The sequence below is a fragment of the Aeromonas sp. FDAARGOS 1407 genome, assembly GCF_019048725.1.
In the GTDB taxonomy this organism is placed as follows: Bacteria; Pseudomonadota; Gammaproteobacteria; order Enterobacterales; family Aeromonadaceae; genus Aeromonas; species Aeromonas enteropelogenes.
Genome location: NZ_CP077399.1, coordinates 3,744,091 through 3,762,448, shown reverse-complemented (window position 1 = coordinate 3,762,448; position 18,358 = coordinate 3,744,091). Strand labels below are relative to the sequence as shown.

General features: G+C 62.2%; 20 protein-coding genes. 12 read left to right on the top strand and 8 right to left on the bottom strand.

The features are described from left to right. Nucleotides 1-10: 10 nt before the first annotated feature. Nucleotides 11-901, top strand: a complete 891-nt coding sequence (gene malG / locus I6L37_RS17645) for a maltose ABC transporter permease MalG (RefSeq protein ID WP_005299600.1) — start codon at nt 11-13, stop codon at nt 899-901. Between the two features lie 69 nt (nt 902-970). After that, nucleotides 971-2,107 carry an ABC transporter ATP-binding protein gene (locus I6L37_RS17640; RefSeq protein ID WP_216992549.1) on the top strand — a complete coding sequence of 379 codons (1,137 nt, stop codon included), beginning with the start codon at nt 971-973 and terminating at the stop codon, nt 2,105-2,107. Between the two features lie 96 nt (nt 2,108-2,203). Here I6L37_RS17640 and I6L37_RS17635 read toward each other — a convergent pair whose 3' ends face one another. Further along, nucleotides 2,204-3,601, bottom strand: coding sequence for a PLP-dependent aminotransferase family protein (locus I6L37_RS17635; RefSeq protein ID WP_216992548.1), 1,398 nt, complete (start codon nt 3,599-3,601; stop codon nt 2,204-2,206). 111 nt (nt 3,602-3,712) lie between these two features. Between I6L37_RS17635 and I6L37_RS17630 the strand changes: the two genes are divergently transcribed. Further along, a complete protein-coding gene (locus I6L37_RS17630) occupies nt 3,713-4,474 on the top strand; it encodes a transporter substrate-binding domain-containing protein (RefSeq protein ID WP_216992547.1) in 762 nt (253 codons plus the stop codon). 9 nt (nt 4,475-4,483) lie between these two features. Beyond that, nucleotides 4,484-5,557: a succinylglutamate desuccinylase/aspartoacylase family protein gene (locus tag I6L37_RS17625; RefSeq protein ID WP_216992546.1), complete on the top strand. Its 1,074-nt coding sequence runs from the start codon at nt 4,484-4,486 to the stop codon at nt 5,555-5,557. A gap of 68 nt (nt 5,558-5,625) precedes the next feature. On the opposite strand, the gene ppk2 is transcribed toward I6L37_RS17625, so the two are convergent. Next, nucleotides 5,626-6,453, bottom strand: coding sequence for a polyphosphate kinase 2 (ppk2, locus tag I6L37_RS17620; protein ID WP_216992545.1), 828 nt, complete (start codon nt 6,451-6,453; stop codon nt 5,626-5,628). 102 nt (nt 6,454-6,555) lie between these two features. Between ppk2 and I6L37_RS17615 the strand changes: the two genes are divergently transcribed. Further along, the gene (locus tag I6L37_RS17615; protein ID WP_216992544.1) at nt 6,556-7,356 is read left to right on the top strand and encodes an alpha/beta fold hydrolase; all 801 of its coding nucleotides are present in this window, start codon (nt 6,556-6,558) and stop codon (nt 7,354-7,356) included. Between the two features lie 81 nt (nt 7,357-7,437). Here the strand turns inward: I6L37_RS17615 and I6L37_RS17610 are convergent, their stop codons facing one another. The 3 genes from I6L37_RS17610 to I6L37_RS17600 form a co-directional block, all read right to left on the bottom strand. Then, entirely contained in the window at nt 7,438-8,247 is an 810-nt protein-coding gene (locus I6L37_RS17610) for a MipA/OmpV family protein (protein ID WP_216992543.1), read from the bottom strand. A 260-nt stretch (nt 8,248-8,507) separates the two neighbouring features. Next, the gene (locus I6L37_RS17605; protein WP_216992542.1) at nt 8,508-9,578 is read right to left on the bottom strand and encodes an AI-2E family transporter; all 1,071 of its coding nucleotides are present in this window, start codon (nt 9,576-9,578) and stop codon (nt 8,508-8,510) included. After that, the gene (locus I6L37_RS17600) at nt 9,572-9,835 is read right to left on the bottom strand and encodes a sulfurtransferase TusA family protein (RefSeq protein WP_124239970.1); all 264 of its coding nucleotides are present in this window, start codon (nt 9,833-9,835) and stop codon (nt 9,572-9,574) included. Before I6L37_RS17600 ends, I6L37_RS17605 begins: the two co-directional genes overlap by 7 nt. Nucleotides 9,836-10,209: 374 nt before the next feature. On the opposite strand from I6L37_RS17600, the gene I6L37_RS17595 reads away from it, so the two are divergent. Then, the gene (locus I6L37_RS17595) at nt 10,210-11,664 is read left to right on the top strand and encodes a M48 family metalloprotease (RefSeq protein ID WP_354689014.1); all 1,455 of its coding nucleotides are present in this window, start codon (nt 10,210-10,212) and stop codon (nt 11,662-11,664) included. A 103-nt stretch (nt 11,665-11,767) separates the two neighbouring features. Here I6L37_RS17595 and I6L37_RS17590 read toward each other — a convergent pair whose 3' ends face one another. Then, nucleotides 11,768-12,250, bottom strand: coding sequence for a TlpA disulfide reductase family protein (locus I6L37_RS17590; protein ID WP_216992541.1), 483 nt, complete (start codon nt 12,248-12,250; stop codon nt 11,768-11,770). A 60-nt stretch (nt 12,251-12,310) separates the two neighbouring features. Between I6L37_RS17590 and arsC the strand changes: the two genes are divergently transcribed. Both arsC and I6L37_RS17580 read left to right on the top strand, forming a co-directional pair. After that, a complete protein-coding gene (gene arsC, locus I6L37_RS17585; RefSeq protein ID WP_042024913.1) occupies nt 12,311-12,661 on the top strand; it encodes an arsenate reductase (glutaredoxin) in 351 nt (116 codons plus the stop codon). Continuing rightward, complete coding sequence (locus I6L37_RS17580) at nt 12,658-13,041, top strand: DUF2069 domain-containing protein (RefSeq protein WP_026457653.1); 384 nt, start codon at nt 12,658-12,660, stop codon at nt 13,039-13,041. Before arsC ends, I6L37_RS17580 begins: the two co-directional genes overlap by 4 nt. A gap of 40 nt (nt 13,042-13,081) precedes the next feature. Here I6L37_RS17580 and I6L37_RS17575 read toward each other — a convergent pair whose 3' ends face one another. Both I6L37_RS17575 and I6L37_RS17570 read right to left on the bottom strand, forming a co-directional pair. Further along, complete coding sequence (locus I6L37_RS17575; RefSeq protein WP_216992540.1) at nt 13,082-13,702, bottom strand: ACP phosphodiesterase; 621 nt, start codon at nt 13,700-13,702, stop codon at nt 13,082-13,084. An 11-nt stretch (nt 13,703-13,713) separates the two neighbouring features. Beyond that, complete coding sequence (locus I6L37_RS17570; protein WP_216994197.1) at nt 13,714-14,616, bottom strand: lysine exporter LysO family protein; 903 nt, start codon at nt 14,614-14,616, stop codon at nt 13,714-13,716. Between the two features lie 533 nt (nt 14,617-15,149). On the opposite strand from I6L37_RS17570, the gene I6L37_RS17565 reads away from it, so the two are divergent. The 4 genes from I6L37_RS17565 to I6L37_RS17550 all read left to right on the top strand — a co-directional run bounded on the left by I6L37_RS17565 (nt 15,150) and on the right by I6L37_RS17550 (nt 18,319). Then, nucleotides 15,150-15,920, top strand: a complete 771-nt coding sequence (locus I6L37_RS17565) for an ABC transporter ATP-binding protein (RefSeq protein WP_026457651.1) — start codon at nt 15,150-15,152, stop codon at nt 15,918-15,920. 49 nt (nt 15,921-15,969) lie between these two features. After that, the gene (locus I6L37_RS17560) at nt 15,970-16,743 is read left to right on the top strand and encodes an ABC transporter substrate-binding protein (RefSeq protein WP_042024910.1); all 774 of its coding nucleotides are present in this window, start codon (nt 15,970-15,972) and stop codon (nt 16,741-16,743) included. Between the two features lie 139 nt (nt 16,744-16,882). After that, nucleotides 16,883-17,623: an ABC transporter permease gene (locus I6L37_RS17555; RefSeq protein ID WP_042024909.1), complete on the top strand. Its 741-nt coding sequence runs from the start codon at nt 16,883-16,885 to the stop codon at nt 17,621-17,623. A 3-nt stretch (nt 17,624-17,626) separates the two neighbouring features. Next, nucleotides 17,627-18,319 carry an ABC transporter permease gene (locus tag I6L37_RS17550; RefSeq protein ID WP_026457515.1) on the top strand — a complete coding sequence of 231 codons (693 nt, stop codon included), beginning with the start codon at nt 17,627-17,629 and terminating at the stop codon, nt 18,317-18,319. Nucleotides 18,320-18,358: the final 39 nt, after the last annotated feature.

Genomic DNA, 18,358 nt, shown 5'->3' with positions numbered 1-18,358 from the left:
AGGCTTCAACATGGCAATCGTACAACCCAAATCAGTCAAATACCGGGTGTGGGCAACCCACCTGGTGATGTGGGGCTTCCTGGCACTGATCATCTTCCCGTTGATCATGGTCATCGCCATCTCGTTTAGAAACGGCAACTTCGCGGTAGGGGAGATCATCCCCTCCAACCCGACCCTGGATCACTGGAAGCTGGCGCTTGGCATGTCCATCACCAACGCCGACGGCAGCATCACGCCGCCGCCGTTCCCGGTGCTGACCTGGCTGTGGAACTCCATCAAGATCGCGGGGATTACCGCCCTGATGATAGTGGTGCTCTCCACCACCTGTGCCTACGCCTTTGCCCGCCTGCGTTTTCGTGGCAAGTCCACCATCCTGCAGGGCATGCTGATCTTCCAGATGTTCCCGGCGGTGCTGGCACTGGTGGCCATCTATGCGCTGTTCAACAAGATTGGTGACTACATTCCCTGGCTGGGTCTCAACACCCACGGTGGCCTGATCCTGGCCTACATGGGGGGCATCGCCCTGCACGTCTGGACCATCAAGGGCTACTTTGAGACCATCGACTCCTCCCTGGAAGAGGCGGCGGCCATCGACGGTGCCACCCCGTGGCAGGCGTTCCGCCTGATCCTGCTGCCCCTGTCGGTGCCCATCCTGGCGGTAGTGTTCATCCTGGCTTTCATCGGTTCCATCACCGAGGTGCCCATGGCCTCCATCCTGCTGCAGGATGTGAACAATCTGACCCTGGCGGTCGGGGCCCAGCAGTACCTCTATCCGCAGAACTACCTGTGGGGTGACTTCGCCGCGGCCGCCGTGCTGTCCGGCTTCCCCATCACGGTCGTCTTCCTGCTCGCCCAGCGCTGGCTGGTGGGCGGTCTCACCGCCGGTGGCGTCAAAGGTTAAGGTTTGTGGCCGGGGGAGCTGGCTCCCCCCGCCATCACGATTTGCAAAGATTCAAGAGCGGAGCTCGACATGGCTGAAGTAGTACTCAACAACGTTCGCAAAAATTACGATCCGGCTGTCCACAAGGACACCCTGCGCAATATCAACCTCTCCATCAAGGAAGGGGAGTTCATCGTCTTCGTCGGCCCGTCCGGTTGCGGCAAATCCACTCTGCTGCGGATGATCGCGGGTCTGGAAGACATCACCAGCGGCGAGCTGACCATCGGCGGTCGCTACATGAACGACGTGCCGCCGGTGGAGCGCAACGTGGGCATGGTGTTCCAGTCCTACGCCCTCTATCCGCACATGAACATCTACGAGAACATGGCCTTCGGCCTCAAGCTCAAGAAGATGGACAAGGAGAACATCCACAAGCGGGTGATGCGCGCCGCCGAGATCCTCGGTCTCGAGCCGCTGCTCGAGCGCAAGCCCAAGGCCCTCTCCGGCGGTCAGCGCCAGCGGGTGGCCATCGGTCGCAGCATAGTGCAGCAGCCCCAGGTGTTCCTGTTTGACGAGCCGCTCTCCAACCTCGACGCCGCCCTGCGGGTCAAGATGCGTATCGAGATCGCCAAGCTGCACAAGGAGCTCAACTCCACCATCATCTACGTGACCCACGATCAGGTGGAGGCCATGACCCTGGCCGACAAGATAGTGGTGCTGAGCCCGCTCAAGGGCGAGGCGGCCACCAACCTGGAGCAGTTCGGTTCCCCGCTCGATCTCTACCACAACCCGGACAACAAGTTCGTGGCGGGCTTCATCGGCTCCCCCAAGATGAACTTCCTGGCGGCCGAGCTGGTGGAAATTGGCGAGCAGGAGTGCCTGGTCAAGCTGAGCTCTGGCGACAACGTGCGGGTGCGGGTCGATGCCCGTCGCGGCGCGGTTGGTGACAAGGTGGAGCTGGGCATTCGTCCCGAGCACCTGGTGCCGCTGGATCACGCGCATGCCGACAGCCGCGTGAGCGGGGTGGTGCAGGTGGCTGAACACCTGGGGGCGGAGTCTTTCGTCTACATGGATGTGGATGGTCACGACTTCACCGTCAAGACCACCTCGGACGTGGACGTGGCGGCCGGCCAGACCTACAGCGTGGGGATCCCGGCCGAGGCCTGCTATCTGTTCGATGCCAAGGAGCAGGCGTTCCCCCGTACCGCCAAATACATCCGTACCTGACGGGTACTGGTGCAGGTTTTCCTTATCTTCAATGCCTTTTTGCCGGTCGCAAGACCGGCTTTTTCATTTCTGGTCGGGTGCAAATAGAGCATCGCTTCATGACAATCCCTCCTGCTGGCGGGCCCAGCGCTGCAGAAAGTCGAGCAGGGGCTGATGGCTGTATGCCAGGTTGCACCTCAGCCAGGGTGTGGCCGGGGCATCGACCCGAAACTGGCTGCCCGGGGCCAGCAATAACCCTTCGGCCAATGCGGCCTCGCTCAGGGGCAGGGCATCCTGATGGGGCTCAGGGAGCCTGACCCAGGAGAAGAGACCGCCCTGGGGCGGACAGAAACTCTGCCAGCGGATCTGCTCCAGCCCCTGTTGCCAGCGCTCACCGGCCCGCAGCAGTCGATCCCGCAGCCGCTGCTGCTCTTTCGGGGTGTCGGGATCCTTGAGCATCCGCAGCACCAGACGCTCCGCCAGTTCGGAGGAGGCGATGGCGTTCATCACCTTGTAGCGCAGCAGACGGTCGGTGCGCTCCTCGCTCGCCAGCAGATAACCCACTCTCAGGCCCGGGGCCAGCGCCTTGGCAAAGCTGCCGATGTAGATGATGTGCTCCAGACCCGCCAGCGCCGCCAGGGTCGGGGTGGCGCTCTGGGTCAGCGCCGCACTCACGTCGTCCTCGACGATCAGGCAGTGGTGCTGCGCCGTGAGCTGCAAGACCCGAAACGCGGTGGCGGCCGAGTAGCTGGCGCCGGTGGGATTGTGCTGGCGCGGGTTGGTGAAGAAGGCCTTGGGCCGCGCCAGGTGCAGTTGCTCGGCCAGCACGGCGCAATCGGGGCCCTGCGCCGTCCAGGGGACGCCGATCACCCTCATGCCGGCGTGTTGCAGCAGGGTGATGAGGTTGCAGTAGCCAGGGTCGTCCACCAGCACTGTGTCGCCTGAGCGGAGTTCCGACTGCACCACCAGTGTCAGGGCCTGACTGGCCCCCTGGGTCAACAGCACTCCTTGCGGCTCCACCGGAATGCCGAGTGCCTCGTGGTGTTGCCAGAGGTGCTGGCGCAGCGGCTGCCAGCCTGCCGAGTGACCATAGGCGATGCCGCAGTCGGCCTCTCGTCCCTGCTGGCGCAGGGCGCGTTGCAGGATCTGGGTCGGGTACCACTGGCTGGGCAGCCAGCCACAGCCGGGCTGAACCACCTCGGGGCCCGGGGTGATCCTGTGGTCGGTCAGCCAGCGGGCATCGGGTACCGGCGGCGGTGCCATGGGCGGGGCCAGCGGTGTGCGGGCCACATAGTAGCCATCCCCCCGTCTGGCGACGATCACCCCCTGTTGCACCAGCCGGCTGTAACCGTCGGCAACGGTGAAGGTGCTGATGCCAAGGGTGGCGGCGAGTTGGCGCACCGAGGGCAGGCGCTGGCCCGGCGCAAGCTGGCGCGCGGCGATGGCCTGCTGGATGGCGTGTATCAGCTGCTGGATCAGGGAACCCTGGGTCGGATCGAGGGAGAAGGAAGGCATACTGTAGTGGCTCTTTGACCTGTACGGTTGGGATGATTGTTAATGGATTGTATATGTAACGTATCGGGCAAATGCAATAGTGTCGAGCCATCTACCCAGAGGAGTGACACCATGAAACGAGCCCTGTTATTACTCACCGGCCTGCTGTTTGCCCAGTCCGTTCTGGCCGACCCCGTCCTTCGCATCGCGACCGACGGCACCTTCCCGCCCTACAGTACGGTCAATCCGGACGGTTCGCTGGCCGGGTTCGATGTTGATATCGCCAATGCGCTGTGCGCCGAGATGAAGGTGACCTGCGAGCTGAGACAATACGACTTCGACGGCATGATCGCCGGGCTCAAGGCCAGAAAATTCGACATGATCGTCGCCTCCATGGCGATCACCGAGGAGCGCCTGCGCCAGATCGCCTTCAGCGACAAGTATCAGGGGGGCTACTCCCGTTTCATGGGGCCTCGCGATACATCCCTGAATGGTGAACCCGCTGCCATGGCCGGCAAGCGGATAGGCGTGCAGCTTGGTTCCATTCAGGAGAACTATGCCAAGGATGTCTATGGCAAGGCGGGGGCCGAGGTGCGCACCTACGGTTCGGCAGAGCAGGCCTGGCTGGATCTGATGGCGGGTCGGCTGGATGCCATCGTGGTGGAAATCGGCGTCGGCATGGAGTTCAAGAAGCGGGAAGGGGCGGCCGGGTTCGACTTCTTCGGTCCCAGGATGAATGACCCCGCCTACTTCGGTACCGGCTCCGGCATCGCGGTGCGCAAGCAGGACGCCCGCCTGCTGGGGGAGGTCAACAAGGCGCTCGGTACCCTGCTGGCCAACGGCACCTACCAGCAGATCAACGACAAGTACTTCGATTACGACCAGTACGAATAAGGGGACAGGATGAAGGAGATCAAGCTCCCCATGCCCGGCGGCACGCCGGGCAGTCAACGGGTGTTGCAGGCCTGGGAATTTGGCAGCCGTGGGCCCCTTGCCTATCTGCAGGCGGGGCTGCATGCCGACGAGTTGCCCGGGGTGCTGGCCCTGCATCGCCTGCGCCAGCATCTGATGGCCCTGGAGCAGCAGGGAGCCCTGCTGGGGCGCATCCGTCTGGTGCCCCAGGCCAATCCCATCGGTCTGTCCCAGTGGCATCTGGGGTTGCATCAGGGGCGCTTTCTGGCCGCCACCGGACAGAACTTCAACCGGGGATATCCCCTGCTGGTGGCGAAGGGGGAGGCAATACCCACCCACCTGACGGCGCGGGATCTGTTGCTGGCCAGGCTGGCCGAACGGCGTCCCTGCGGCGAACTGGCGTGGTTGCAGCACACCCTGTTTGGCTGGGCGCTGGAGGCCGATCTGGTGCTGGACATCCATTGCGACAGCGACGCCCTGCTGCACCTCTATGGCCACGTTCGCCAGCGCAGCCAGGTAGAGCGCCTGGGTGCCTGCCTCGGGGCCGGGGTGATGCTGCTTAGCGAGCAGGCGGGGGGCATGTCTTTTGATGATGCCCTGCTGCAGAACTGGTATGCCCTGATGGAGGGGCCACAGGTGCCGGTCGCGGTGACGGTGGAGCTGAGAGGGCAGCAGGATGTGGCCGATCATCTGGCCGAGCAGGACGCCCGGCGGCTGCTGGCCTGTCTGGTGGAGTCTGGCTGGATTGATCCCACATTCAGGATGCCAGCCGAGCCGCCCGCCTGCACAGAGGGAAAGGTGACGCCACTAGCTGCGGTGGAGGTGATCCCGGCCCCGGCGGCGGGGATCCTGAGCTACGAGGTTGCACCCGGGGATCGGGTGCTGGCGGGGCAGCGGGTCGGCTGGCTGACGGATGCGCAAACCGGGGAGCGTATTGCTCTGACCGCGCACCACGAAGGCCTCTGTTACGCCAGGGTGCTCAACCGGCTGGCCTGCACCGGGGATGAGGTGATCTTCCTGGCCGGTGAGGTTGCCCATCGGGAAGGGGACTTGCTGGGGCTGTAAATGGCTACCCGGAGTTTTGTGCGCTGCGTTGACAGGCCAGCCAGAGCGGCTGGCCGGGTCTGGCGTTATCAGTGTTCGTCTTTGTCATCAAGATCGGCAGTGATGTCCGGCACAAAGTTCTGGCTGGTGAGCGGCGGGCGTTCGTAACCTTCGGTGCTGATGGGAGGCAGCTCTATGTGCTCGTAGTGGATCGCCTCGTAGGGCACCTTGCCCAGCAGGTGGGAGATGCAGTTAAGGCGGGCACGGCGTTTGTCATCCGCCTCCACCACGAACCAGGGGCTGTCCTGGGTGTCGGTGTAGGTGAACATGTCATCCTTGGCGCGGGAGTATTCGACCCAGCGCGAGCGGGATTGCAGATCCATGGGGCTGAATTTCCAGCGCTTGATGGGGGTGCTGATCCGCTCCTTGAAGCGCTTCTCCTGCTCCTCGTCGCTGACCGAGAACCAGTACTTGATGAGGGTGATGCCGGAGCGGATCAGCATCCGCTCGAACTCTGGGCAGGCGCGCAGGAATTCCCGGTACTCCTCGTCGCTGCAAAAGCCCATCACCCGCTCCACCCCGGCCCGGTTGTACCAGGAGCGGTCGAACAGCACCATCTCGCCGGCGGCGGGCAGGTGGGCCACATAACGCTGGAAGTACCACTGGGAGCGTTCCCGGTTGGAGGGGGCTGGCAGGGCGGTGACCCGGCACACCCTGGGGTTGAGCGGCTCGGTAATGGCCTTGATGACGCCCCCCTTGCCGGCGGCATCGCGTCCCTCGAACACCACCACGACTTTCAGTCCCTCCTGCTTGACCCACTCCTGCAGCTTGACCAGCTCCTCCTGCAGATGGGCGAGGTGATGCTCGTAGCGCTTCTTGTTGAGGCGCGGGCGTTTCTTGCTCTTGTCCTTTGGCATGATCTTCTCCTTGTTGACACTCTTCCAGATTGCACCACAGAAGCGTCATCGCCAAGGGGGGCGTGATACACTGCCGCTCCACTAGAGGCAACAGGAGAAAACATGAAGCAGTTTATGGAGATAGCGGGTCGCCGCATGGCCTATCTGGACGAGGGGCAGGGCCCTGTGCTGCTGTTTGGCCACAGCTATCTGTGGGACAGCGCCATGTGGGCGCCGCAAGTCGAGGCGCTCAAGGGGCAGTATCGCTGCATCGTGCCCGAGCTCTGGGGCCACGGGGATTCCGATGTGTTGCCACAAGGCCCCTGCACCCTGGCGACCCTGGCCCGCGATCACCTGGCGCTGCTCGATGCCCTCGGGGTGGAAGAGTGCGTGCTGGTGGGCCTCTCCATCGGCGGCATGTGGGGTGTCGAGCTCGCGCGCATGGCGCCGGAGCGTCTCAAGGGTCTGGTGCTGATGGACAGCTTCGTTGGCCTCGAGCCCCAGATCACCTGCGAGCGCTATCTTGGCATGCTCGCCATGATCGAGCAGCTTGGCACCATTCCTGCGCCCATCGTGGAGCAGGTGGCGCCGCTCTTTTTTGCCCATCAGCCGGATGCGGCCTTGATGGATGGCTTCAAGGCGCGCCTGGCGAGTTGGCCCGCCGACAAGGTGGCCGCCATGGTGGCGGTTGGGCGCAGCTTCGTGACCCGGGAAGATCGCATCGACTGGCTCGAAGAGATCGCCGTACCCAGCCTGGTGATGACAGGCTGCGAGGACAAGGCCCGTCCCGTGCTGGAAGGCTATCTGATGGCCGAGGTGCTGGGTTGCCCCTTCAAGGAGATCCCGGCAGCGGGCCATATCTCCACCCTGGAGAATCCCGACTTCGTCAACGGCGCGCTGGGAGCGTTTCTGGCCGGGCTGTGAGGGTGACACCTTGCCGGATAGCGAGAAAAGGAGCCATGGGCTCCTTTTCTCTTTTGTCTTGCGACTTGTGCGGCTGAGGGGTTACCAGATATAGCCGAGGCCGAAGCCTGCATAGAGCTCGCCCTTGTGCTGGACGATGGGGCTGTCGGCGATGTCGTCGTCATAGCGTTCGTAGTTGACGCCAAAGCCGCCAATCCAGTTGGCATTGAAGCGATAGCTGCCGATGACTGAGACCATGGGGGAGAGGGTGGTGCCCGTGTTCCACGCCTGCCGGCCTGCCCGGGCCTCTTCTTGCGACACGCCGCCGAAGTAATAGTTGGCGAGGTTGTGGCTGCGCAGCATCACGCCAGCCCCCGGCATCAGCAGCAGCGGGCCGCGGATGATGGGGAAATTGGCCCACAGCATCACCTCCTGACCGTTGCTGTTGCCGGTCACGTCCGTGGTGGCCCGCATGGTCCACAGGGCATAGGGGGTGATGAGATCGGCCCCGAAGCCGGCCTCGAACTCCCCTTTGCGCTTGTTCAGACCGTGCAGGAAGGCATCATCGTCCGGATCCAGGTTGCCAAAGCGCATCCGCCCGAAGGCATAGGTGGAGAAGCCGCCATCCCGGGTGAGGTAGTAGCGGGCCCGATCCCCCAGATACATCAGGTTGTCGCCAAAATAGAGGGCGCCCGGGATGGGCAGCCGGGTGTCGTCCTGATGCTGGTAACGGGCCTGGCCTGCGATAAAGGCGCCGCCCACGACCAGTCCCTTGGGAATGGGGCTGCTTGGGCTGTCGCTGGAGAAGGCGCTGAGTGCCCCGAGATCGAGGTCGGCCCGGACGGGGGCCGAGAGCAGCAGCGCCAGAAGGGCGCCAAGAGAGGCATGGCGCAAGGCCGGGACTGGGGGCATATGAATATCCTTATAGGTCGGTGAGCGATGCAGTGGTGGCGCAACAGGGGGCCGGTGGCGTAGCCAGTTAAGCCGATTTGTATTGTGAATTCAAACCGATAGAGCAAAAAGAGTGGCGTGTTGCCAACGCTGGCCCCAATGGACGCCCGGCCTGGGCTGTGAGAGGCATTGTCGGCAGGCAGATGAGCGCAGCCGCCAACAAAAAAGAGAGGCTTGGCCTCTCTTTTTGGTCTTTGCCTGTCGTTGCAGGGATGTCCCCATCAGGGGGCGGGGCGGGGCAGCTCTTCCCGCTTGGGCCAGACGTTGAGCACCGCCTTGACCAGGGTGGCGAGGGGGATGGCGAAGAAGACCCCCCAGAAGCCCCACAGGCCGCCAAACACCAGCACGGCGATAATGATGGCCACCGGATGCAGGTTGACCGCCTCGGAGAAGAGCACCGGCACCAGCAGGTTGCCATCGAGGGCCTGAATGACCAGATAGGCCACCATCAGCCAGGCGAAGTCGGGGGTGAGCCCCCACTGGAACAGGGCCACCATGGCCACCGGCACCGTCACCACGGCGGCGCCGATATAGGGGATCAGCACGGAGAAGCCGACCGCCACCGCCAACAGGGCCGAGTAGCGCAGTCCCATCAGGGCGAAGGGAATATAGGTCGCCACCCCGACGATGAGGATCTCGATCACCTTGCCGCGGATGTAGTTGATGATCTGGTTGTTCATCTCCACCCAGACCCGGTTGACCAGGGTGCGGTTGCGCGGCAGGAAGCGACGCAGCCCCCCCATCAGCACCTGCTTGTCTTTGAGCATGAAGAAGACCATCAGGGGCACCAGGATGAGATAGACCATGATGGCCACCACGTTCACCAGAGAGCTCAGGGAGGCGCTGACCAGGTGCTCGCCCCCGCTCAGGATGCGTTGGCGCATGTTGTCGATGACGGTTTCCACCAGGCTGACATCGACAAGCTCGGGGTATCTGTCCGGCAGGGTGCGCACATAGTCCTGGGCATGGGTCAGCATGGCCGGGGCTTCTTTGGCCAGATTGATGCTCTGGTGGACCAGAGTCGGGATAAGGCCCAGGACTGCGGTCACCGCCAGGGTGATGAAGATGAGCAACACCAGACTGGTGGCCAGGGTGCGGGAGAGCCCCGCTTGCTGCAGCCGGACCACTGGCCACTCCAGCAGATAGGCCATGACGATGGCCACCAGGATGGGGGCGAGCAGGTTGCCAAACAGCCAGAGTCCGGCAAAGCCGAACAGCAACAACAGGAAGAGGGTGACGGCATCGGGATCGGAAAAACGGGTCTGATACCAGCGCTTCAATACTTCTAACATCTAGCGTCCTTACACGACGGGGTCTGTGAGAGTGGCCTGGCCCCGACAACCAGTAGTAAAGAGAGGGTCTGATCCGGCGCCTGTTGCAGCGTGACCTGATGGCCGAGGCGTTGCAGATAGGCCGGAATATCCTGCCGCGAACCCGGATCGGCCAGGCGGATGGTCACGACCTGGCCTGGTTGGGCTTCTCTTAACCAGAGTTTGAGCCGGATCAGGGGCTCGGGGCAACGCCAGGGGGTCAGGTCGAGGTACTCCATGAGGGCTCCATCTCGCGAGTGGTCGCTATTATGGCCGCGATGACAGCACGAAACAACGCTTGTAGCCCTTCTGGGGCAAGGGTATTCTGCCGAAGCCCCGGTAGGGTCTGCTGACGTTTCGTCACGACCGCGACGGCGTCAGTTTTTGCGCAAGACCAGGCTGCGCCACCCCCGGGGCATGGATCGAGTCACGACGTTTTGCGCAAAAGCTGGCCTGTCCCTACGGGTTGCGCGGTAAATGACGCCATGCGTCGTTGCAGGAGTGGCCAAGGGTATGGCCATGGTCGGCGTTCCGCGCCTTGCCTGGCGCCATTTGTCGCTGCAACGCGGCTTGCGCCGCAACGTCAACAGACCCTATTGGAGATAGAGATAACGTGGCACGCTTTTCCCCCCTGATGGCATCCATTCCCCTGCTGGCCTCCCTGATGGGCGCCACGTTTCATGCCCAGGCGAACAACCAGCTTCCCGACATCGGCACCGCCGGTGTCTCGGCCCTGCCCATCGAGCAGGAGGTCCGTTACGGCAATGCCTTCATGCGCTTCGCCCGGGCGGGTCTGCCCATCATCGACGACCCCGTGCTCAACCAGTACATCGACGATCTGGGCCAGCGTCTGCTCTCCAATGCCGACGGGGTACGCTTCCCGTTTACCTTTTTCCTCATCAATGACCCCAGCATCAACGCGGCCGCCTTCCTCGGCGGGCGGGTCAAGGTGCATACCGGCCTGTTTCTCTACGCCGACAACGAGAGCGAGCTCGCCTCGGTGCTGGCCCACGAAATCACCCACGTGACCCAGCGCCACATCGCCCGCTACATGGAAGCGCAGGCGAGCAGCTCCGCCATGACCCTGGCCGGTCTGGTGGGCTCTATTGCGCTGGCGGTGATCAACCCCACCGCCGGTATCGCCGCCCTGCAGACCACCCTCGGCCTCTCCATGCAGTCCGCCATCAACTACACCCGTGACAACGAGTACGAAGCGGACCGCATCGGCATGAAAACCCTGTATGACGCCGGCTTCGATCCCATGGGGATGGCGACCTTCTTCCAGAAGCTGGCCGCCGAGTACCGCTATGCCAGCAAACCGCCCGAGATGCTGTTGACCCACCCGCTGCCGGAGACCCGGATCAGCGAGGCGCGCTCCAGGGCGAGCAACTACAGTCGCCGCAACCTCTCACCCAGCCTCGATTTCTGGCTGGCCAAGGTACGTATCCAGGTGCGCTACGGCACGGACACCCCCCAGGGGCTGTTGAGCTACTTCGACACCCGCATCCAGAAGGGAGATTATCCCCTCAAGGATGCCGCCATCTACGGCAAGGCGCTGGCGCTGATCCAGCTCAAGCGCACCGACGAGGCGGATGCCCTGATGAAGGAGCTGGCCTCCCGCCATCCGGAAGACTTGTTCGTGGTGGATGCCCTGACCGACATCGATCTTGCCAAGGGGCGCAGCGCCCAGGCCATCGCCCGGCTGGAAAATTTCCGCACCCGCATGCCGGACAACGAGGTGATAGTGGTGAACCTCGGCAACGCCTATCTCGAGAGCGGCAACTACAAGAAATCCATCGCCATTCTCGACCCCTATGCCCGCGAGCATGAGGAGAACAACCTGGCCTGGAACCTGCTCTCCGATGCCTATCGCAAGGCGGGACGGATGACCGAGCTGCACATGGCGCGGGCCGAGATGCTTGCGCTGCGCGGGGATTATCAGGCTGCCATCGACGAGCTCATCGTGGCTCGTGGCACCACCAAGGATCGGATGACGCTGGCCCGGCTCGAGGCCAGGATCACCGAGCTGGAGCGGGCCAAGAAGGATCTCGACAGTCTCAAGGGGTGATGACCCTGCATGCGGTTAGCCAACAAGGGCGCACCTCGGTGCGCCCTTGTCATTGATGGTCAAATATGGCGAGTGACAGCCTGCGTGATGACGGGGGGAAGGGCTAGTTGCCCAAGGTGCGGGCTGCCGCCTTGAGGGCATCGATCTGCGGCTGGTCGAGCTCGCCGACCAGGGTCTGCTGCAGTCGACCCTTGCCATTGAGCAGATAGCTGGTGGGCAGCCCGGTCGGGCGCGGGAAGGGGAGCGTCGCCGTCTCGTTGGCGATCAGCAGCGGCAATGGGATGTCATAGTGCTCAGCCAGTTGGCCCAGCTCAGCCGGCATCGCCGGGTCATAGTTGATAGCCACCACGGCGATCTCGCCTTCCCGGGCGAGTGCCGCGAGGCGCGGCATCTCCCGAAGGCAGGGGGCGCACCAGGGGGCGAAGTAGTTGACCAGGAGCGGCTTGCCGGCGAAGTGCGACAGGGAGAGAGGCTGGCCCTGCGCATCGGTGAACTCGGGGGCCGGCGTACAGGCGCTCAGCAGGCCGGCCACAATCACCCAACAAATTCGTTTCAATTCCTTTCCACTGCCGCTTACCCTGACCATCACTTTCCCCTACAATAGCGCCGTTTCTTGTCCCATCTTGCGATTAATCAGGGAGTTACCATGAGCGAGACCCAAATCTACCACAATCCGCGCTGCTCCAAGAGCCGTGAAACCCTGGCCTTGCTGGAACAGCGCGGGATCGCCCCGGACGTGGTGCTCTATCTGGAGCAGGCCCCGAGCGTGGAGACCATCCGCACCCTGCTGGGTCAGCTTGGCTTCACCGATCCGCGCCAGCTGATGCGCACCAAGGAAGATCTCTACAAAGAGCTGGGACTGGCCGGGCAGAGCGGTGAGGCATTGATCCAGGCGATGCACCAGCATCCCAAGCTGATCGAGCGCCCCATCGTCATCAAGAATGGCCAGGCCCGTATCGGCCGTCCGCCAGAGCAGGTACTGGAGATCCTCAAGTGACCACCCGCCTTGCCCGTCTGCTGACCCTGGTCGGCTTCTTCGGCCTGCTGATCTGGGTGCTGCTGTGGCACCTGTGGCTCTCGCCCCACCCGGACCTCAACCCCTGGCTGCTGCCGGTGATCTGGACTGTGCCACTGCTATTTCCCCTCAAGGGGATAGTGCAGGGCAACCCCTACACCCACGCCTGGGGCAACTTCGTGCTGATGCCCTACTTCCTCCATGCCCTGACTCTGATCACCACGGATGAAGGGGAGCGGTGGCTGGCGGTGGTGGAACTGCTGCTCACCACCCTGGCCTTTGTTGGCACCATCTACTACGCCCGCCTGCGTGGCCGCGAGCTGGGTTTAAGCATTCGTAAGAAGAAAGAGGAAGCGAAATAACGCATCCGGCTGTCAAAAACGCCCCGAACGGGGCGTTTTTTTATGGCATTTGGCGATGGGTAGCCGCCTCGCTGCGGTACTTGGCCAGCTGTTGGCGGCTGAACGCCATCTGCTCGGGGTAGAAGCGCAGAAACCCCTGTTCGCACCGGCGCCAGCGGCTCTCATCCAGGGTGAGCAGGGCATCCCCGAGGGGCAGGGGACGGCGCAGGCGACGACCGATGCCGTTGAGGGCCTGACCCAGCCCCTCCCTGTGGTGATAGGAGGCAATCCAGTTCTGCTGCGCCATCCGCATGAGCGGGGCGGGCAAACCATCCGGCAGGATGCGGTGATCTGCCAGCAGCCGGGCATAGCTCTGCTGCAAGAAACTGGGCAGGGGATGCTCGTGAAATTGCGACCAGTGCTGGCTGAGCCAGTGATCGTAGAGCATGTCCACCAGGATGCCGCCAAAGCGGCGCCAGGGAGCTTCGAAGCAGGCCACTGCCGCCCTGTGTTCGGGGTGGGCGTCGGTGAAGCCATCTATCTTGCGATGCAGCCAGATCCCCTCATCAAAAGGGGCATCCAGCCCGGTCGGCAGCGGCCCCTTGATAAAATCCCCCAGCAGATTACCGGTGAGGGAGCTCTCGGTGTGGGCCGCCAGATGCAAATGTGCCAGAAAGTTCATGATGCTGGCGCTCAGATCGCCAGAAAGCCCAGGATCAGGATGGGGCCGAGCAGGCTCAGGATAAAGCCCGAGACGATGGCCACCGGGACCACCTGGATGCCCCCCGACTTCTGGATCACCGGCAGGGTGAAATCAAGGGCTGTGGCGCCGCCGTAGCCGATGGCCGCACTGGGGTGGCGGCGCATCAGCACCGGGATGATCAGGATGGCGATAAGCTCGCGGCCGAGATCGTTGATAAAGGCGGCGGAGCCCAGCACGGGGCCCAGCTTGTCAGCCACCAGGATGCCGGAGAGCGAATACCAGCCGAAGCTGGAGCTGATCGCCAGAGCGTGGCTGGCGGGCATCTCCAGCAGCTGGGCGGCCAGCAGGCTGCCGAGCCAGCTGCTGAGAATGACGGTGGCGGCTATCTTCATGCCCCAGGGGTTGAGCAGGATCTGGCGCAGCCGCATGCCTGAGTTGCGCATCTGCACCCCGATGAGAAACAGCAGCAGCATCAGCGCCCATTCGCTCCATTTGTCGATGGGCAGGGCGCGCAGGTCCACCAGCAGCCCCAGCAGCACGCCGCCGAGCACCACGAAGCAGAGCTGGAGCGACTCCCACAACAGGTGCAATTTGCTTGGCATCTTGCCGTCGCTGGCCTCGTGGGTCGGAGGAGTGCGCCGGTCCAGCCACCAGAGCGCCAGCAGGTTGCACAGGGTAATGGCGGTGAGCATGACGCCGGCCACCTTGAAGATCACTGCCAGGTTGCTGCCGAGGTTCTCCACATAGGCAAGCCCCAGCCCCATCAGGAACAAGATAAGGTAGACCATCTTGCCGAGAGACTGGTTGACCAGCTTGATCAGCCGGGCAGAGGAGAGGGGAACCAGATAGCCGATCACCAGAGGTAACAGGATCAGCAACACATTGAGCAACATCGGGGCCTCGGTCACAAAAATTGATAAAAACACCACCTTATCATTACTTCTTGGCTCTGTGTCACATATCTGTGGGTTTGCGTGGTTCATCCGACACTTTTTTATCGATTTGTTATCTTTCTGGTGCAAAACAGGGCGCTGAACCAATCTGGTTCCCCACCCGGGTGCAAGCGGGTTTTGGCAGGGGAGAGTCCATTTTTCAACAAGATGCGATCAAGGATTGGCTGAATAAAGTGAATTTTGTCTGCTTGTCGGTCATTGACCTGATTTTTCTTGCCACCCTTGCGCTGCAAGTATAAAAAGGCGGTGTTGTCAGAACGGTGTGATTAGGGTTTTATGCACACAAAGTGCTGAAAAATACCTTGCTGGCCAATAAAAATACAGACAAAACACCAAAGACACCTGTTCTGTATTGTTTTTTAACTATCCCGATGATATTTTCGCTGAAGGTTGCCATCGGTTAACTATTTGTTAAAAAGAGATGGTGTGAGTCACGCCCCAGCGGCGTCTAGGGACAGACAAGGTTGTAATGGATGAGCGACGTTGCCGCACTGGAAGTACGTGATCTGCATAAGTATTTTGGCACCCACGAAGTGCTCAAGGGCATCGACATGACCGCCCACAAGGGGGATGTGATCTCCCTTATCGGCTCCTCCGGCTCGGGGAAGTCGACCTTTCTTCGCTGTATCAATCTGCTGGAAACACCCTCTTCCGGCACGGTTTCACTCCATGGCGAGCTTATTCGCATGAAAACCAGCCGCGCCGGCGAGCGCCTGCCGGAGGATATGCGCCAGGTGGAGCGCATTCGCAGCCGCCTGGCCATGGTGTTTCAAAGCTTCAACCTCTGGTCGCACATGACCATCATGCAGAACATCATAGAGGTACCCATCCAGGTGCTGAAGGTGCCCCGTGCCGAGGCCATCGCCAAGGCGGAGCATCTGCTCAACCGGGTCGGCCTGTGGGAGCGCCGCGACTATTATCCCGGCCACCTCTCCGGCGGCCAGCAGCAGCGGGCGGCGATAGCCCGTGCCCTGGCGGTGGAACCCGAAGTCATGCTGTTTGACGAACCCACCTCTGCGCTCGACCCCGAGCTGGTGGGAGAAGTACTCGGTCTGATGCGCGAGCTGGCCGAAGAGGGGCGCACCATGCTGGTGGTGACCCACGAGATGTCGTTTGCCCGTGATGTATCGAACAAGGTGATGTTCCTGCATCAGGGCCGCGTGGAGGAGGAGGGCAACCCCAAGGAGATCTTCGCCCATCCCAAATCCGAACGGTTCAAGCAATTCATCTCCTCCATCTATTGATGGACGGGATTTCGAATCAACGATCAACTGTTTTATCAAGGAGAGATACATGAACAAGCTGATGCTGGCGACCGCCGTTGTGACTGCTCTGTCTTCCGGCAGCCTGATGGCCAAGGAGTGGAAAGAGGTGCGGATCGGGGTGGAAGGGGCTTACCCTCCCTTCTCCTGGACCGAGCCGAGCGGCGAGGTGAAAGGCTTTGACATCGATATCGCCAACGCCCTGTGCGACGAGATGAAGGTGAAGTGCACCCTGGTCAAGCAGGACTGGGACGGCATCATTCCGGCGCTGCTGTCGCGCAAGTATGACGCCATCATCGCCACCATGGACATCACCGAAGAGCGCAAGAAGAAGGTGGACTTCACCCAGAAGTACCAGCACATTCCGGCCCGTTTCGCCGCCAAGAAGGGCACTGACGTCAAGCTGGATAAGGCCTTCATGGACGGCAAAACCGTGGCCGTGCAGCGTGCCACCTCCATGGACACCTTTATTACCGACAACTTCCCCAACGCCACCATCAAGCGTTACGGCACCGCCGATGAGGCCTATCTCGACCTGAAATCCGGCCGCGTCGATTACGTGCTGGCCGACTCCGCCGCCATCAGCGACGGTCTGCTCAAGAAAGAGGGCGGCGATGCGTTTGAGTTCGTGGGCCCGAAACTGACCGATCCCAAGTGGTTCGGTGAAGGCGCCGGCATCGCGGTGCGCAAGGCCGACAAGGATCTGAAAGAGAAATTCAACGCCGCCATCCTGGCTTTGCGTGCCAACGGCAAGTACAAGGAAATCAACGACAAGTACTTCGACTTCGACGTCTACGGCGAGTAACTCCCAAGGCTCTTTGCCGGGAGCAGGAGCCAGGGCGTGACACGCACAATAGCGACAGGTTGACCCTCGTCTGTAGTCATCGGGCCCGTTGTCTCTCGCAAGGGAGTGATGGGCCCGCTTAGTTGCGATGGAACTGCATATGTTTGATTTGAAAGGATACGAAACCTCCCTGCTGGAGGGGGCCTGGGTCACCCTGGAGGTGGCGCTGGCCTCCCTGCTGCTGGCGCTCCTGCTCGGCATGCTGGGGGCGTTGGCCAAGCTCTCCCCCTACAAGTGGGCCCGCGGCTTTGCCACCGCCTACACCACCATCATTCGTGGCATTCCCGATCTGGTGCTGATGATGTTGCTGTTCTTCGGCGGCCAGGTGCTCATCAACAACCTCTGTACCTGGGTCAACGAGACCTACAACAACTATCTGCTGGCGAGCAATCCCAATCAGGAGTGGGTCTCCCTGCTGCCCGATTACATCGATATCAGCCCGTTTGCGGCCGGGGTGGCCACCATCGGCTTTATCTTCGGCGCCTACATGACCGAGACCTTCCGCGGCGCCATTCTGGCGGTGGACAAGGGGGAGCTTGAGGCGGCCCGTGCCTTTGGCATGCGAGCGACCCAGGTGTTTCGTCGCATCCTGTTTCCCCAGATGATGCGCCACGCCTTGCCGGGCTTTGGCAACAACTGGCTGGTGCTGCTGAAAACCACGGCGCTGGTTTCCATCATCGGGCTCGATGACATGGTGCGCAAAGCCTCTCTGGCGGCGGGCTCGACCCAGCTGCCCTTCACCTTCTACATGGCGGTGGCGCTTATCTTCCTGATCTTCACCGCAGTCTCCACCTCGGCACTGAAGTGGGCCGAGCGCCACTACGCGATCAAGACGAGGTAAGCCATGGATTTTTCAATCATCCTCACTGAATGGCCCACCTACTGGCAGGGCCTCTACACCACTGTACTGTTGGTGGCAGCCTCCCTGGTGCTCGGCCTGCTGCTGGCGGTGCCCATGGGCATACTGCGCAACAGCCGCAACTGGCTGATCAAGGGACCGATCTGGGCTTATATCTACTTCTTTCGCGGCACCCCGCTCTTGGTGCAGCTCTTTATCATCTACTACGGCGCCGCCCAGTGGGAGTGGCTGAAAAACAGCGCCGCCTGGTCGCTGTTTGCCGAGGCCTGGTTCTGCGCTCTGCTGGCGTTCACCCTGAACACGGGGGCCTACACCGCCGAAATCGTGCGTGGCGCCGTGCAGAACATGCCCAAGGGGCAGATTGAGGCGGCCAATGCCTTCGGCATGACCCGCTGGCAGACCCTCACCCGGATCATCTTGCCCAACTCGTTTCGCCGTGCGCTGCCCGCCTACAGCAACGAGGTGATCTTCATGCTGCAGGGCTCGGCGGTGGCGGGCATCATCACCATCGTCGATCTGACCGGTGCGGCGCGGATCATCAACTCCCGCTACTACAGTCCGTTTGAGGCGTTCCTGACTGCCGGTCTGCTCTACATGGTGCTGACCTTCGTCATCGTCTGGCTGTTCAAGAAGTGGGAGGCGCGCTGGCACGCCCACCTGCGCCCGCGCAGCGTCTGACCAACGGTTCTCCCGGTTTCGTGACGACGGCCCCCGCCC

Excerpts from the sequence above, each read along its gene's own strand:
- malG (WP_005299600.1), top strand. The coding sequence starts at position 11 with ATGGCAATCGTACAACCCAAATCAGTCAAATACCGGGTGTGGGCAACC.
- I6L37_RS17640 (WP_216992549.1), top strand. The coding sequence starts at position 971 with ATGGCTGAAGTAGTACTCAACAACGTTCGCAAAAATTACGATCCGGCT.
- I6L37_RS17635 (WP_216992548.1), bottom strand. The coding sequence starts at position 3,601 with ATGCCTTCCTTCTCCCTCGATCCGACCCAGGGTTCCCTGATCCAGCAG.
- I6L37_RS17630 (WP_216992547.1), top strand. The coding sequence starts at position 3,713 with ATGAAACGAGCCCTGTTATTACTCACCGGCCTGCTGTTTGCCCAGTCC.
- I6L37_RS17625 (WP_216992546.1), top strand. The coding sequence starts at position 4,484 with ATGAAGGAGATCAAGCTCCCCATGCCCGGCGGCACGCCGGGCAGTCAA.
- ppk2 (WP_216992545.1), bottom strand. The coding sequence starts at position 6,453 with ATGCCAAAGGACAAGAGCAAGAAACGCCCGCGCCTCAACAAGAAGCGC.
- I6L37_RS17615 (WP_216992544.1), top strand. The coding sequence starts at position 6,556 with ATGAAGCAGTTTATGGAGATAGCGGGTCGCCGCATGGCCTATCTGGAC.
- I6L37_RS17610 (WP_216992543.1), bottom strand. The coding sequence starts at position 8,247 with ATGCCCCCAGTCCCGGCCTTGCGCCATGCCTCTCTTGGCGCCCTTCTG.
- I6L37_RS17605 (WP_216992542.1), bottom strand. The coding sequence starts at position 9,578 with ATGTTAGAAGTATTGAAGCGCTGGTATCAGACCCGTTTTTCCGATCCC.
- I6L37_RS17600 (WP_124239970.1), bottom strand. The coding sequence starts at position 9,835 with ATGGAGTACCTCGACCTGACCCCCTGGCGTTGCCCCGAGCCCCTGATC.
- I6L37_RS17590 (WP_216992541.1), bottom strand. The coding sequence starts at position 12,250 with ATGGTCAGGGTAAGCGGCAGTGGAAAGGAATTGAAACGAATTTGTTGG.
- arsC (WP_042024913.1), top strand. The coding sequence starts at position 12,311 with ATGAGCGAGACCCAAATCTACCACAATCCGCGCTGCTCCAAGAGCCGT.
- I6L37_RS17575 (WP_216992540.1), bottom strand. The coding sequence starts at position 13,702 with ATGAACTTTCTGGCACATTTGCATCTGGCGGCCCACACCGAGAGCTCC.
- I6L37_RS17570 (WP_216994197.1), bottom strand. The coding sequence starts at position 14,616 with ATGTTGCTCAATGTGTTGCTGATCCTGTTACCTCTGGTGATCGGCTAT.
- I6L37_RS17565 (WP_026457651.1), top strand. The coding sequence starts at position 15,150 with ATGAGCGACGTTGCCGCACTGGAAGTACGTGATCTGCATAAGTATTTT.
- I6L37_RS17560 (WP_042024910.1), top strand. The coding sequence starts at position 15,970 with ATGAACAAGCTGATGCTGGCGACCGCCGTTGTGACTGCTCTGTCTTCC.
- I6L37_RS17555 (WP_042024909.1), top strand. The coding sequence starts at position 16,883 with ATGTTTGATTTGAAAGGATACGAAACCTCCCTGCTGGAGGGGGCCTGG.
- I6L37_RS17550 (WP_026457515.1), top strand. The coding sequence starts at position 17,627 with ATGGATTTTTCAATCATCCTCACTGAATGGCCCACCTACTGGCAGGGC.